This window comes from Enterobacter sp. BNK-18 (assembly GCF_047456135.1).
Taxonomy (GTDB): Bacteria; Pseudomonadota; Gammaproteobacteria; order Enterobacterales; family Enterobacteriaceae; genus Enterobacter; species Enterobacter ludwigii.
Genome location: NZ_CP179899.1, coordinates 1,931,499 through 1,945,729 on the forward strand (window position 1 = coordinate 1,931,499; position 14,231 = coordinate 1,945,729).

Here is a 14,231-nt window from a genome sequence, read left to right on the forward strand (position 1 = left end):
TGTTACACTGCGCCCCTGAACTTTTCCCTGTGGTGTGCACGTGGCTCAAAACTCCGTATGTCTTCCTGAACAATTCCTGGCGCAGATGCGCGAGGCGCTTCCTTCTCACCTCTCGTTAGACGATTTTATAGCCGCATGTCAGCGGCCGTTGCGCCGGAGTATTCGCGTCAACACGCTGAAAATAAGCGTCGCCGATTTTCTGGCGCTGGTCTCGCCGTATAACTGGCAACTGACGCCAGTACCGTGGTGTGCAGAGGGTTTTTGGATTGAACGGGATGACGAAGCGTCGTTGCCATTGGGCAGTACCGCAGAACATCTGAGTGGTCTGTTTTATATCCAGGAAGCCAGCTCGATGCTGCCGGTTGCCGCCCTGTTTACGGATGAAAATGCGCCAGAACGCGTCATGGATGTCGCTGCCGCGCCGGGCTCCAAAACCACGCAGATTGCCGCCAGGATGGGGAATCGCGGGGCCATTCTCGCCAACGAGTTTTCAGCCAGTCGCGTTAAAGTTCTGCACGCTAACATCAGCCGCTGCGGGATCCATAACGTTGCCCTGACGCACTTCGATGGCCGCGTATTTGGCGCAGCCCTGCCAGAAGCGTTTGATGCCATCCTGCTGGACGCGCCCTGCTCCGGCGAAGGGGTGGTGCGTAAAGATCCTGATGCGTTAAAAAACTGGTCTGTGGAGAGTAACCTTGAGATTGCCGCCACCCAGCGCGAGCTGATCGACAGCGCCTTCCATGCCCTGCGTCCCGGTGGCACATTGGTTTATTCGACCTGCACCTTAAACCGTGACGAGAACGAGGACGTCTGTCTGTGGCTCAAGGCGCAATACCCTGATGCCGTCGAGTTCCTACCGTTAAACGGCTTGTTCGCTTCAGCCAATGAAGCCGTCACGCCTGAAGGATTTCTGCACGTTTTCCCCCAGATTTATGACTGCGAAGGTTTTTTTGTCGCACGGTTGCGTAAAACGCAGGCGGTTGAGCCACTGCCAGCCCCGACGTTTAAGGTCGGCAATTTCCCCTTCGCCCCCATGAAAAGGCGTGAGGCGGAGCAAGTCACTACCGCCGCCGCTAAGGTCGGGCTTGCCTGGGATGACACATGCCATCTTTGGATTCGCGATAAAGAGATTTGGCTTTTCCCGGCAAATATTGAGCCGCTTATCGGCAAGGTACGTTTTTCCCGCATCGGGATCCGCCTCGCGGAAGTGCACAATAAAGGCTATCGCTGGCAGCATGAGGCTGTTATCGCCCTCGCCGGCAGCGAGAATACGTTCGCCCTGACGCACCAGGAAGCCGAAGAGTGGTACCGGGGCCGTGATGTATATCCGGACAACACGCCATCGCATGATGAAGTGGTAGTGACCTATCAGGGTTATCCGTTAGGGCTGGCGAAAAAGGTAGGCTCACGACTGAAAAACAGCTATCCGCGAGAGCTGGTTCGTGATGGGCGATTGTTTACCGGTAACGATCGCACCGGCTGAAAAAAGCGCATTTTTTTACTGGCGATTTTGCTCTCCTTGTCTACGATCAAAAATGGATGCCCATACTGGTCATACCAGATTTTGATAACACACCCGGAGAGCAATATGACGAAAACCAGCGTGCGTATTGGCGCTTTCGAAATCGACGACGCAGAATTGCGCGGCGAAGCACAGGGCGAACGAACGTTAAGTATTCCCTGCAAATCCGATCCGGATTTGTGCATGCAACTGGATGCCTGGGACGCCGATACCAGCGTACCGGCAATACTTGATGGAGAACACTCAGTCCTTTACCGTGAGCATTACGATAGTCAATCCGATGCCTGGGTCATGCGTCTTGCCTGACCTAAAGAGAACCCGCCCGAAGGCGGGTTATTTATTACTGAAGCTGCGCCAGCGTAAAGTAACCATCGAAAACGGCGCCGGTATCAATGTAGTGCAGGTTATTAAAATCATACCGCCGGTCAAGTGGCGTATGTCCGAACCAGAAATGGTCCGCACCGCCGATCCCCTGCCCTTTCCCGACCATAAACCCCATCAGCCGGTCGCGATCCCATAGTACGTGCTGGGCGCTTACGGGTTTTTGCCAGCGGTATTCCGCTGCGGGATAGTCAGCGTGAGCAATCACATTCAAACCGTTTGCACAGGTTATCTCAATAATGTGCGGCAGTTCCCGACACGCATTAAGTAACGTCAGCGCCAGCTGCTGCTGTGTGTGCTCAAGGCGGGTAAACCAAATTCCACCATTCATTGTCCAGAGTGCAAAATCATTATTATCAAGGCTGTCGATAGCCATTTGTTCATGGTTGCCCCGTACTGCACGAAACCATTTTTCATTGATGAGCTGTAAACATTTAATACTGTCAGGGCCACGGTCAATTACATCCCCTACGGAAATAAGCAAATCCTCATAAGGATTAAAATGCCGGCGTTTCAGTTCATCCATGAGCCACTGATAACAACCATGTATGTCGCTGACAACCCAGACGTGCCGCCACTTCCCACCATCGATTCGCTGATACATAAAACCTCCTTGCTTAAGTATAGACGCAGCAGAAATTGCAGCTGACACGTGCAGCATTCACAAAGCCAAACGAACGGTAAACCAAATGGAAATAAAGATCCGCGCGCTATTAATCCCTTTTTGCTGACTCTTTAGAATAAGGCATGAATTAAACGAGAGGTCTTAACGTGTCTAATATGCACCTGCACAACGATGTGTTCTATCCGCATCGCACAAATATCATTTCCGAGCTGGTGAAAGGAAAACGCGTTCCGGGTCCAATCTGGCAGAAGCGCGAGTATCGTCTGAAGTTCCTGCTGCGCTCGCTCCTGTTCTGGTCTTCCACCCATCGCGTGCTGGAAACGCTCTCAGGACGTGATGATTTTGACCGTCTGCTGGCCTCTCAAATTACCTTACCGAGTAAAACCCATCGGCAGTATCTGATGCGTGGCCTGACGGCCGGCGATCGGGCTGACGCTATCATCAGCCATTATCACTGGGTCGATAGCCTGAAAAATATCACCCTCGCCAACGCGCTGACCAGCCCGCAAGAGCAGACGATAGTGCAATTTCAGGCAAAAAACGACGCGACGTATACCGTGAGTGCCTCCTCTGCCGGCAAAGCCGAGCGGGAAGGTGAAAGCACGCTGTGGCTGCGCGACAGCGAGAATACCGTGCTAGCAAGCCTGACGTTTAGCGTCGCCCGCAGCAACGGGCAGCGAGTGCTGGTGATTGGTGGGCTTCAGGGGCCACGTCGCAACGTCTCGCATGACGCCATTAAACTGGCGACCCGCGCCTGCCATGGCCTGTTTCCAAAACGCGTGCTGATGGAAGTGGTTTTCCAGTTGGCCGCACATTCATCCGTCCGGGCAATTTTTGCTGTTGGTGATGAGGGACACGTTTTCCGCGCACTGCGTTACCGCCTGAGCAAAGGCCGTCATTTCCACGCCAGCTATGACGAATTCTGGGCAAGTCTGGACGGTAAGAAAATCTCCCCCTTCTGCTGGCAACTGCCGTTACAGATGGAGCGTAAATCCCTGGAAGATATCGCCAGTAAAAAACGGGCGGAATATCGCCGTCGCTTTGAACTGCTTGACTGCATTGAGGCTGAGGTGAAATCACGCTTTTAAGCGCGCTGAGAGCTTTCTTCAACTCTGCATAAAAATTTAACAAAACCGGCAAAAAGGCATGCCGTTTTGCCGGGCGATTGATGTCTATTCGGTCGAAGGGTATTTTTTTATAGGTAAAAAGTGATCCTTGAGGTTACGTCCGGCCAGAAAAGACGATCTGTGGGATAAAATTGACCTTCCTCCCAGTTCATTTGCCCCGCTTTTCAATGTGATTTACTCTCCACTCTGCCGCTGTTGCAAAGATATTTTGCAATAGCGGACTGAACATTAAGCCCGTTTCTGTTTTGGTTCGTTGATGAAAAACCCTGAAGGGACTACCGTTGTATGAAAAGCGTGCCCTCTTGCCACGGGGTCTCACCTCCCGAAAGGTAGTACAATCATCGTCACAGAGATGCTGTTGCTATTCATTACTGAGGTGTCTAAACTTTGCTGATATTTCGTTAGGATACGATTATAATTGCATACTGATTTACGAATGCAATTGCTGTCTCCACCCTAATTTTCTTATATTTAGATACCAACTATGTCCGTTCGGCTTTTACAGGTGTGTTATGCCTCTGATTGAAAACTATGCCTCACCTACGCCGGAAGACCTTGCTCTACTCAAGTCATCGCTCGGTCTTACGGGTACCCAAATGGCAAAGTTTGCCGGGCTTGCAGGAAGCAATCACTGGCGAAAATACACCGGTGGTGAGTTACCTCGCGTAATGGGGATGCACATGATGTTTTTTGGCCGCTCATTTAGTTTTAAATGAAAACGAATTAAATAAAGTGACAGGAAAAATGCGCGATATCGGTGCAAAAGATTAAGGACTTGATGATGATTTATGATTGTTTTTTATATTATGATGAAGATATGTTGTTAGACATCCGTCTACACACACTCTCGGATGTCGTTGACAAATTCGTTATTGTTGAATCAACATATACTTTTACCGGGAAACCAAAGAAACTCAATTTCGACATCGAGAAGTTCACGTGTTTCGCCGATAAAATCATTTATGTTGTAAACGATACGGACCCAACAAAAATCCCGGGTGCAAAATATACCACTGATAAGGAAGTTGATCCCTGGGCTGTAGAATCGCACCACCGCAATAGCATTATGCAAGGGCTTGTAAACGCACAGCCTGACGATATCATTCTTGTTTCTGATGTAGACGAAATTTTTGATCCCGCAGTGATCGACAGGATTAACCCACGCCATCTGTGCACGACTATCCATCAAAATTTTTATAATTATCAGTTCAATATGCAAGTATTTAATACTAATGGTACTCCCCGAAAATGCACGTTACCGAGAGCAACAACATATAAAAATTTATTAAATTATTTTGATGGTGAACCTGAATCTTTCAGGAATATAAAGCATGCCCGTAAAAATAAAAATTGGTCGTGGTTTAAATGGAACTTTTTTAAATTAAAGAATAAAACTATCGATAATGGTGGCTGGCATTTCTCGTGGGTAATGTCCCCTGAACGCATTTCTGAGAAGATGGCGACTATTTCTCATCAGGAATACAACACTCCTGATTTCAATAATCCAGAACACATTATGAAAGTACTCAAAAATGCAGAAGATATTTGGGGAAGAGACAGGAAGCTAATTAGGCAGGCGCTAGAAAAACCCGTATTCCCAGCCTATCTCGTTGACAATAAAGATAAGTTTAAAGACTTTATCCTTTAATCACGTCATATCTTTCCAGCAAACATAACGGGGTGTTGTGGTTATATCAACATTGATGCCATGCCCCCTCTCCTTTCCCGGTTGTCCTTAACGTAGTCTTTCCCGGATAAAAAATATAGCACCGCAACAGTTGACGGTTAATGGCCGCGCATATGTGTGCTACACCTCTCCGTTACCCCAGTTCCTGTAAGCAAATTTGCAAGCGTTCTTCCATGATTGCCACTGTCCCGACATACACTCAAGCGGCAAACAGCACTGATTGTCGTCGCATGGACACAATGGGATGCAGGATAAAAGAGTGCGTGATGATCCCTAAATTTGCGTGTAAATGAATTGTGAATGTTAAAAACGGTGTGGTATAACGGGAAATACCGAATATTCAAGTTCGGACAATTTTAGGGTACTTTGGTGGCAGATCGCTGTAAGTGACTGAAATTTATAATAGATAAAAAGAGACCGAATACGATTCCTGTATTCGGTCCAGGGAAATGGCTCTTGGGAGAGAGCCGTGCGCTAAAAGTTGGCATTAATGCAGGCTAAGTCGCCTTGCCTTTTAAGAATAGATGACGACGCCAGGTTTTCCAGTCCTCAGTTAAAGCGGCCGGAAAAAAAGCGTATGAGCATCATTAAAAGTGAAAAACCGCAGTGCTTTCGCAAGCATCTGCGGTTTTTTATTGGAAACCCGAAGATTAACAAAGCGTGTCTGCACGCTCGATAAACGGTGCCAGGCTCATCTTCTGCCCTGGATGCGCGGGATCATCAATCTGAATAACGCTGATTGGCTGTCCACTGCTTTTGCCGCTGGCGACCTGCTGCTCTGCGACATCATTTAAAGGGTATTGCACCAGCGTGCTTGGGTTAATCGCATACAAGGCGTGCCCCGGACGGCAGGTCAGCATCACCTCTTCACGATTAAACGCCCATTTGTCCTTACCCACTTCAAAACGGCTGACGGTAATGACCTGTGGTGCGGCCAGGGCACTCCCCGTGCAGGCCAGCAAGATGAGAGAAAGTAGTGTCTTTTTCATAGGATAGTTAACCTTGTCAGAAGGGTTCCCAGGTCGCGAACAGACTGACTGTAGCCAGCACCAGCGCACCCAGCACCACTTCTGCTTGTGTCATTCTGATAAATATTTGTTGTTCTCGCCCGCTTTGCGCACGAAACCGTGGCACCAGAAAATACCGATTTGCCAGCGCAATTACCACCATCAAAGCCACCAGCGCACATTTGAACAACAAAAATTGCACGTAACGGGCCTGCCAGGGAATATCGATACCCAGAATAAACAGCGCATTGAAAACGCCGGTAAGCACCACGCCTGCTACGGCGTAATGCCCCACGCGTGAGAAGCGCATCATGGTGTAGATTGCGGCAGGCTGCCACTGCCCTTTCGCCAGACGCATGCAAAACAGCAGCGGCAGTAATCCGCCAAGCCAGGTTGCGGCACATAACACATGAAGAGCGTGATTAAGACGCTGCAATGCGCCCACCGCGCCTTCGTTCATTGTCGCATGCCCTACTCCCGCCAGCAGGACGAACTGTCCCATGGCGAGCAGTAACAGCCGTGAGCCTTTATGCGGAGCCAGCCATGCTGTACCGGCAGTAAGGGCCGCGAGAATAATTTGCCACAGCCAGACGCTTCCAAACTGCGTGCCCAGCACGCTACGCCAGATGTCGGGGTTGACGACATCGCCCCAGCCATTCCCCATTAACCCGCCCTGAAGCGTAAACATCAGGAGCGCTGTCACCAGGCTGATTAACGCCGCCATTCTCTGCTGCGACTGAAAACGCCGGGACATGAGCCGTTGCAGAGAGGAAGGAGCAAACCAGACGCTATACAGCGCATTGCCAAAAATAAGCATTAACGCGCCGAAATGGAGAAAGCGCAGCCCTACGTAGCACATCGCCAGCATGCTATTTCACGCTAAAGTGATAACTGCCTTTTGTCTTGTGGCCGTCTACCGACACCACATGCCAGTCAACCTGGTAGGTTCCGGGCTTCAACTCGCGATCCAGCGGCACATTCAGCTGCGTCTTGTCTTTCTCGTCGCGTTTAACGGCACCGGTGCTGATGGTCTGCTTTTGTGCATCCGTCACCACCACACCGCTAAAACCGGGCTCAATACCTTCTGAAAACGTCAGCGTCAGCGTGCGCGGTGCCGTCACGAGGCTATCTGCTGCCGGAGTCTGTTGTTTAAGGTGAGCGTGCGCCAGCACGGAGGGTGACATCACGCAAGAGGCCAAAAAGACCAGTGCGCCTGCCGCGCGGGAAGAGGATAAACCCATCGCAATCATTCCTTTTTGTTATGCCTGTATGGCAAAGAATAACTCTGTATAATAAGCGAGTCGAGGATCATCCCACCTCTGCTTGTCATCGTCGAGCAATCGCGGTAACGTTGCCGCCGTCTAAAAAGGAGAAGGTAATGAAGATCAATCTGGCCGCCCTTCCTCAGGACGAGATGGATAAAGTGAATGTCGATCTCGCTGCCGCTGGCGTCGCATTTAAAGAGCGTTACAACATGCCCATCGTGGCTGAAGTGGTTGAACGTGAGCAACCTGCTCATCTGCGCGACTGGTTTCGCGAACGCTTAATTGCGCATCGTCTCGCCTCAGTTAACCTTTCTCGTTTACCGTACGAACCTAAAGTTAAATAAGCTTAACGAGTCGTTACACTTCCTTACGCGGAATATGGCAGGATAAGAAAACCCTGATTAAATTAGGTGTATTCTTAAATCACTGCGACTCTGTGTAAAGGAAGTCACGATGTCACAATGGAATATTGCTGCGGCCCAGTATGCCGGGCTGCACCACAGTGTAGATGAACATGTCGCGCACCATCTCCGTTTCATTGCCGAAGCGGCACGCCAGCAGTGCGATTTGCTGGTATTCCCGGAGCTCTCATTAACTGGCCCAGGGACAACGACGCTCCCCGCCCCTCCCGATGATAAACAGCTGGCCCCATTGCTAAACGCCGCGAAATTATACCGGATTACTATTATTGCCGGGCTTCCGCTCGACGTGAATGGCCATCGTCAGAAAGGCCTTGCCCTGTTTACCCCTTCTCGCCATAACATCCTGCGCTACCCTCAGGGTCGCGGTGCAAGCCTGATCCCGGGTGATAAACAGCTGACGATCATCGATGCACATGCTGATTCGCCAAATCTCGACCCGCAGGCGACGCTGTTTACCAGCTGCCAGTCAGTGGGAGATAGCCGCTGGCGGCAGTCCATCAGTACCCTGCAGCGATTCGCACACAAATATGCCATTGCGGTGTTAATGGCGAACGCACGCGGCGGCAGCGCGTTATGGGATGAAAAAGGTCAGCTGATCGTCCGCGCGGACAAAGGTGAACTGCTATTGACCGGATCTCTTGGCAGACAGGGTTGGCAAGGCGATATCATTCCTTTAGGCTAGGCGTTTTAGGCTCAGGAGAGTTCAATGCTGCGCGTCATCGATACCGAAACCTGCGATCTTCAGGGCGGAATAGTGGAAGTGGCTTCTGTCGACGTGATTGATGGAAAAATAGTCAACCCAATGAGCCATCTGGTACGTCCCGATCGCCCGATCAGCCCGCAGGCAATGGCTATTCATCGCATTACAGAATCGATGGTGGCGGACAAACCGTGGATAGAAGAGGTGATACCCCACTATTACGGTAGCCCGTGGTACGTCGCGCACAACGCCAGTTTTGACCGCCGGGTGCTCCCCGACATGCCCGGAGAATGGATTTGCACGATGAAATTGGCGCGTCGTCTCTGGCCTGGGATTAAGTACAGCAATATGGCGTTGTACAAATCCCGTAAGCTGAGCGTCAGAACGCCGGAGGGTCTGCACCATCACCGCGCCCTGTATGACTGCTACATCACCGCCGCGTTACTCATTGATATTATGAATAACTCCGGCTGGACCCCTGATGATATGGCGACCATTACCGGGCGTCCGGCGTTGCTGACTACCTTCACCTTTGGCAAATACCGCGGTCGGGCGGTTTCCGATATTGCGGATAAAGATCCGGGCTATCTGCGCTGGCTCTATAACAACCTCGATAAGATGAGCCCGGAACTGCGTTTAACGCTTAAGCACTATCTTGGCGAAGCTTAACGCTCCGCACGGCCTGGCAGCGTCTCCTGCGCCAGGCCAATCAAAAACGCATACTCCAGTGCCACGCCTTCGTAAGATTTAAATCGTCCCGATTTCCCGCCGTGACCGGAGTCCATATCCGTGCACAGCAGCAGCAGGTTGTCGTCGGTTTTCAGTTCCCGCAGTTTCGCCACCCATTTTGCAGGCTCCCAGTATTGCACCTGTGAATCGTGCAATCCGGTGGTCACCAGCATGTGCGGATACGCTTTCGCTTCCACATTGTCGTATGGGCTGTACTCTTTCATGTAGCGATAGTAGATCTCATCCTGCGGGTTGCCCCACTCTTCAAACTCTCCGGTCGTCAGCGGGATGGATTCATCCAGCATGGTCGTTACCACATCGACAAACGGCACCTGCGCAATAATCCCTTTAAAGCGTTCGGGACGCTGATTGATGACGGCCCCCATCAATAATCCTCCCGCGCTGCCGCCCATACCAAAGCAAAGCCCAGGATCGCCATAGCCCTGCTCAATCAACGCATCGCAGACGTCGAGATAATCATTGAAAGTATTTTTCTTTTTCAGGAATTTCCCGTCTTCATACCAGTGCTGTCCCAACTCCCCGCCGCCGCGAACATGCGCAATGGCGAACACAAAACCGCGATCCAGCAGACTTAACCGGCTGCTGCTGAAATCAGCGTCCATGCTTGAGCCGTAGGAGCCGTAGCCGTAAACCAGAATCGGATTCTTACCTTTCTGGAAATGCGCCCGATGATAAACAAGCGAGACCGGCACCTCGACGCCATCGCGGGCGGTAACCCACAGGTGTTCGCTTCGGTAGTTGTCGGAATCGAACCCTTTAACTTCGGACTGTTTAAGCACCTGACGTTGCCCGGTGTCCATATCCAGCTCAAAGAGCGTATCGGGCGTGGTCATAGACGAGTAGCCGTAGCGCAGACGCGACGATTCCGGCTCAGGATTAAACCCTATCCACGTAACATAGGCCGGGTCGTCAAACGCAATCCCGATCACTTCCCGCGTTTTGCGGTTAATTTGCCGCAGGCTGGTCAGCCCCCGCTGGCGCTCCTCAACCACCAGCCAGTCGGTGAACAGCGTAAACCCTTCGAGCATCACCTGCTCCCGGGCGGGGATTAACACTTCCCACTTACGTTCATCGCGTACTTTGGTTTTGTAGAGGCCAAAGTTTTTACCCTCCCGATTAGAGCGCAGGTAAAAGCTGTGCTGGAAGTGATCGAGGCTGTATTCATGATCTTTGCGCCGCGGCAGGAAGCATAGCGGCTGCGCATCGGGTAGTTCGGCGTCCAGAAGCAGAACTTCAGAGGTTGTGGCGCTGGCCAGGAAGATAATCACATAGTGGCGGGACGAGGTTTTGTGCAGGCTGACATAAAACGTTTCGTCTTTCTCTTCGTAAACCAGTTCGTCGTCAGCAGAATCCGTCCCAACGGTATGGCGCCACACCTGGTAAGGCAGCAACGTGGAGGCATGCTTTTTGACGTAGTAGACCGTTTCGGAATCATTCGCCCAGACAAAGTCCGGCGAAACGTTATCCAGCATTTCCGGATACCAGTTACCGGTTTCCAGGTTGCGAAAACGCAAACCGTACTGACGACGGGAGAGGTAATCCTCCGCCAGCGCCATAATGGTGTTATCGGGGGAGATGGACATGCCGCCGAGGGTATAAAACTCGCTGTGGGCGGCGCGCTGGTTGGCATCCAGCAGGATGTCCCACTCATCCCATTCGGCGCATAACACCGACTGTCGCTGGTAGATGGGATACTCGTTGCCAGGTTCGTAGATATGGCGATATCGATAGCCATTTTTGGTCCAGGGCGCGGAAATATCGCGCTGGGGGATACGCTGCACCATTTCATTTAACAGCTGGTCCTGCAACGCCTGCTGGCTGGACATGACCTTGCGGCCATAGTCGTTTTCCTCGTGCAGGTAGTCGAGCACTTCTGGCCGGGAACGGGAGTCGTCCCGCAGCCAGTAATAATTGTCTATACGCGTATCGCCATGCGTGGTGATCGCATAAGGAGTACGTCGGGCTTTCGGTGGCATGTCATCATTCTTTTGAGTTTTACACCCTATAAGGTTGGCAAAACCCACGCATGATGCAAGCGAAACATGGCTGCGACGGTGGCAGTTAGCCCTGTAACGCCCGTTTTTGCTCCTGAATATCCTTCTCGATCCCGTCCCGGACATCTTGTGGGATCTTCAGGGCATCACCCAGCGCATTGAGATAGCTGCGCTCCATAAAGTGATCGATATCGATGGCGGCACAGCTCAGAAAATAGAGCTCAAGCGCCTCTTCCTCATTTTTCACGCTTTGCGCCAGACGCTGCGGTTCGAGTGGCTGTTCGATGGCCTGCGCCACCAGCGCTCTGCCCTTTTCTTCGACACCGGCTTCGCGCAGTTGCTGCTCAATCGCCGATCGTTCCTGGTCATCAATGTGCCCGTCGCTTTTCGCCGCGAACACCAGCGCCAGGATGAGCCGTTCGGTACGCAGATCCAGCGGCGAGGTCTGCTCACCAAAGTGGGGTTCGTCGCTGTGCGCGGTCCGCACTCTGTCCTTGTATTTGTTCCACAGTACGGTACCCGCAATAGCGCCGCCGCCCGCCAGCAGCGCGCCGGTACCATACTTTGCCAGTAACTTACGCGAGGATTTATTGGCAACCAGCAGTCCAGCCAGCCCGCCAAGCGCCCCCGGTACCAGGAGTTTACTCAGCCCCTGCTCGCCGGATGACGACGTTTTCTGTCCCAACATGGATTGCAATTGATTTAGCCAGCCTGACATGGTTTCCCTCACTTAACGGTGAATATGTCTCCCAGCGTAAGCGAGCAGGCGTCAGGAAATGTCTGCCACGGCTAAAGAAGCGCAAATTTCTTAACCGCTCTCGGGCCCTGAACAAGACAGACGCAAACGTTTACGTTTATAATGCGCGCAACTTTTTCAGGGGGATTGTTATGACTCGTTTAGGAACCGCGCTGCGACCTGCGGCGACGCGTGTGATGCTGTTAGGATCGGGCGAACTGGGTAAAGAGGTCGCCATTGAGTGCCAGCGTTTGGGCGTGGAAGTCATTGCAGTGGATCGTTACGCTGACGCACCTGCCATGCACGTCGCCCACCGTTCTTATGTGATCAATATGCTGGATGGCGATGCCCTGCGTACGCTGATTACGCAGGAGAAACCGGATCTCTTGGTACCCGAAATTGAAGCCATTGCCACCGATACGCTGATCGCCCTTGAGCAGGAAGGCCAGCGCGTGGTGCCCTGCGCAAAAGCGGCCAAACTGACCATGAACCGCGAAGGCATTCGTCGTCTGGCGGCTGAAGAGCTGGCCTTACCTACCTCAGGCTACCGTTTTGCCGGCGATAAAGCCGCTTTCCTGCAGGCTGTCGACGAAATTGGCTACCCGTGCATCATTAAGCCCGTCATGAGTTCCTCCGGTAAAGGACAGAGCTTTATCCGCGACAGCAGCACTCTGGATAAGGCGTGGGAGTATGCCCAGCAGGGAGGACGTGCCGGTGCCGGTCGCGTGATTATCGAAGGTGTCGTAAAGTTTGATTTCGAAATCACGCTGCTGACGGTCAGCGCCGTTGATGGCGTCCATTTCTGCGATCCGATTGGCCACCGTCAGGAAGATGGCGACTATCGTGAGTCCTGGCAGCCGCAGCAGATGAGCGATCTGGCGCTGGCACGTGCGCAGGAAATTGCCCGTAAAGTGGTTCTGGCGCTGGGCGGTCACGGATTGTTTGGCGTGGAGCTGTTTGTCTGCGGCGATGAGGTAATTTTCAGTGAAGTCTCCCCTCGCCCGCACGATACCGGGATGGTCACGCTGATTTCGCAGGACCTTTCTGAATTCGCCCTGCATGTGCGTGCCTTCCTCGGCCTGCCCGTTGGCGGCATTCGTCAGTACGGCCCGGCGGCTTCGGCGGTGATCCTGCCGCTATTAACCAGCCAGAACGTCACCTTTGATAACGTCGAAGGGGCTATGGGTGCAGGCTTGCAGGTTCGTCTGTTCGGGAAACCGGAGATTGACGGCACGCGCCGCCTTGGCGTGGCGCTAGCGACCGGTGAAAACGTGGATGAGGCTGTGGCAAGAGCCAAAACAGCCGCCGCGAACGTGAAGGTTGCAGGATAAAAAAAACGGGCCAGCAGGCCCGTTTTTCATACTGTCTTCGCTTACTGCTTCGCGCCTTCAACCGCTTCGCGAGCCAGTTTAGTGATGCGATCCCAGTCGCCTGCTTCCAGCGCATCCGCAGGAACCAGCCATGAACCACCGATGCACAGGACACTTTTCAGCGCCAGGTAGTCACGGTAGTTTGCCGGAGAGATACCACCCGTCGGGCAGAAGCGAACCTGAGAGAATGGACCCGCAATAGCCTGCAGCGCTTTGGTGCCGCCGTTAGCTTCAGCCGGGAAGAATTTGAACTCTTTCAGGCCGTAATCCATACCCATCATCAGTTCAGATACGGTGCTGATACCCGGGATCAGAGGGATCGTGCCTTCGGTTGCAGCTTTCAGCAGCGGCTCGGTCAGGCCAGGGCTGATAGCGAACTGCGCGCCCGCTTCGGTCACGTCAGCCAGCTGCTGTGCGTTCAGTACGGTACCCGCACCGATGATCGCGTCCGGCACTTCTTTGGCGATAGCGCGAATAGCGTCCATCGCGCAGGCGGTACGCAGGGTCACTTCCAGAACACGAACACCACCCGCGACCAGGGCTTTCGCCATCGGGACAGCATGTTCCAGCTTGTTCACCACGATTACCGGCACGACAGGGCCAGTGGTCAGGATTGCTTCTGCACTTGTTTTCCAGTTTTTCATC

16 protein-coding genes are annotated in these 14,231 nt (G+C 52.5%); 9 read left to right on the forward strand and 7 right to left on the reverse strand.

The features are described from left to right. The first annotated feature begins 40 nt into the window (after window positions 1-40). Together rsmF and ACMGG3_RS09250 are read left to right on the forward strand one after the other, a co-directional pair. On the forward strand, window positions 41-1,483 hold the full coding sequence (gene rsmF, locus ACMGG3_RS09245; protein ID WP_414149808.1) for a 16S rRNA (cytosine(1407)-C(5))-methyltransferase RsmF: 1,443 nt from the start codon (window positions 41-43) through the stop codon (window positions 1,481-1,483). Between the two features lie 105 nt (window positions 1,484-1,588). Further along, window positions 1,589-1,828 (forward strand): YebV family protein, encoded by a 240-nt coding sequence (locus ACMGG3_RS09250; RefSeq protein ID WP_020883412.1) that lies wholly within the window; start codon window positions 1,589-1,591, stop codon window positions 1,826-1,828. 34 nt (window positions 1,829-1,862) lie between these two features. Here ACMGG3_RS09250 and pphA read toward each other — a convergent pair whose 3' ends face one another. Next, window positions 1,863-2,507, reverse strand: a complete 645-nt coding sequence (gene pphA, locus ACMGG3_RS09255; protein WP_181216027.1) for a protein-serine/threonine phosphatase — start codon at window positions 2,505-2,507, stop codon at window positions 1,863-1,865. 167 nt (window positions 2,508-2,674) lie between these two features. Between pphA and ACMGG3_RS09260 the strand changes: the two genes are divergently transcribed. The 3 genes from ACMGG3_RS09260 (at window position 2,675) to ACMGG3_RS09270 (ending at window position 5,303) form a co-directional block, all read left to right on the forward strand. After that, the gene (locus ACMGG3_RS09260; protein ID WP_014170619.1) at window positions 2,675-3,616 is read left to right on the forward strand and encodes a VirK/YbjX family protein; all 942 of its coding nucleotides are present in this window, start codon (window positions 2,675-2,677) and stop codon (window positions 3,614-3,616) included. A 551-nt stretch (window positions 3,617-4,167) separates the two neighbouring features. Then, window positions 4,168-4,371 (forward strand): hypothetical protein, encoded by a 204-nt coding sequence (locus tag ACMGG3_RS09265; protein ID WP_237765318.1) that lies wholly within the window; start codon window positions 4,168-4,170, stop codon window positions 4,369-4,371. A gap of 65 nt (window positions 4,372-4,436) precedes the next feature. Continuing rightward, window positions 4,437-5,303: a benzoate transporter gene (locus tag ACMGG3_RS09270; RefSeq protein ID WP_041162981.1), complete on the forward strand. Its 867-nt coding sequence runs from the start codon at window positions 4,437-4,439 to the stop codon at window positions 5,301-5,303. A gap of 689 nt (window positions 5,304-5,992) precedes the next feature. Here the strand turns inward: ACMGG3_RS09270 and ACMGG3_RS09275 are convergent. Genes ACMGG3_RS09275 through yobA form a run of 3 tightly spaced genes read right to left on the reverse strand, consistent with a single transcriptional unit; the run spans window position 5,993 to window position 7,590 of the window. Then, window positions 5,993-6,331, reverse strand: coding sequence for a YebY family protein (locus tag ACMGG3_RS09275; RefSeq protein ID WP_014170622.1), 339 nt, complete (start codon window positions 6,329-6,331; stop codon window positions 5,993-5,995). A gap of 16 nt (window positions 6,332-6,347) precedes the next feature. Next, a complete protein-coding gene (gene copD, locus ACMGG3_RS09280; RefSeq protein ID WP_032678425.1) occupies window positions 6,348-7,217 on the reverse strand; it encodes a copper homeostasis membrane protein CopD in 870 nt (289 codons plus the stop codon). Between the two features lies 1 nt (window position 7,218). After that, complete coding sequence (gene yobA, locus ACMGG3_RS09285; protein ID WP_414149809.1) at window positions 7,219-7,590, reverse strand: CopC domain-containing protein YobA; 372 nt, start codon at window positions 7,588-7,590, stop codon at window positions 7,219-7,221. 137 nt (window positions 7,591-7,727) lie between these two features. Here yobA and ACMGG3_RS09290 point away from each other — a divergent pair, with 137 nt between their 5' ends. The 3 genes from ACMGG3_RS09290 to exoX all read left to right on the forward strand — a co-directional run bounded on the left by ACMGG3_RS09290 (window position 7,728) and on the right by exoX (window position 9,405). Continuing rightward, on the forward strand, window positions 7,728-7,958 hold the full coding sequence (locus tag ACMGG3_RS09290) for a DNA polymerase III subunit theta (RefSeq protein ID WP_013096102.1): 231 nt from the start codon (window positions 7,728-7,730) through the stop codon (window positions 7,956-7,958). Window positions 7,959-8,067: 109 nt separating this feature from the next. After that, window positions 8,068-8,718, forward strand: a complete 651-nt coding sequence (locus ACMGG3_RS09295; RefSeq protein ID WP_073396013.1) for a carbon-nitrogen hydrolase family protein — start codon at window positions 8,068-8,070, stop codon at window positions 8,716-8,718. Window positions 8,719-8,742: 24 nt separating this feature from the next. Further along, window positions 8,743-9,405, forward strand: a complete 663-nt coding sequence (gene exoX, locus ACMGG3_RS09300) for an exodeoxyribonuclease X (RefSeq protein WP_014170626.1) — start codon at window positions 8,743-8,745, stop codon at window positions 9,403-9,405. Here the strand turns inward: exoX and ptrB are convergent. Both ptrB and ACMGG3_RS09310 read right to left on the reverse strand, forming a co-directional pair. Continuing rightward, the gene (ptrB, locus tag ACMGG3_RS09305) at window positions 9,402-11,462 is read right to left on the reverse strand and encodes an oligopeptidase B (protein ID WP_032678427.1); all 2,061 of its coding nucleotides are present in this window, start codon (window positions 11,460-11,462) and stop codon (window positions 9,402-9,404) included. The genes exoX and ptrB overlap by 4 nt on opposite strands. A gap of 85 nt (window positions 11,463-11,547) precedes the next feature. Beyond that, a complete protein-coding gene (locus ACMGG3_RS09310; RefSeq protein ID WP_014170628.1) occupies window positions 11,548-12,198 on the reverse strand; it encodes a tellurite resistance TerB family protein in 651 nt (216 codons plus the stop codon). Between the two features lie 170 nt (window positions 12,199-12,368). On the opposite strand from ACMGG3_RS09310, the gene purT reads away from it, so the two are divergent. Beyond that, window positions 12,369-13,547 (forward strand): formate-dependent phosphoribosylglycinamide formyltransferase, encoded by a 1,179-nt coding sequence (gene purT / locus ACMGG3_RS09315; RefSeq protein WP_414149810.1) that lies wholly within the window; start codon window positions 12,369-12,371, stop codon window positions 13,545-13,547. A gap of 41 nt (window positions 13,548-13,588) precedes the next feature. Here purT and kdgA read toward each other — a convergent pair whose 3' ends face one another. Continuing rightward, window positions 13,589-14,230: a bifunctional 4-hydroxy-2-oxoglutarate aldolase/2-dehydro-3-deoxy-phosphogluconate aldolase gene (gene kdgA, locus ACMGG3_RS09320; protein WP_020883402.1), complete on the reverse strand. Its 642-nt coding sequence runs from the start codon at window positions 14,228-14,230 to the stop codon at window positions 13,589-13,591. Window position 14,231: the final 1 nt, after the last annotated feature.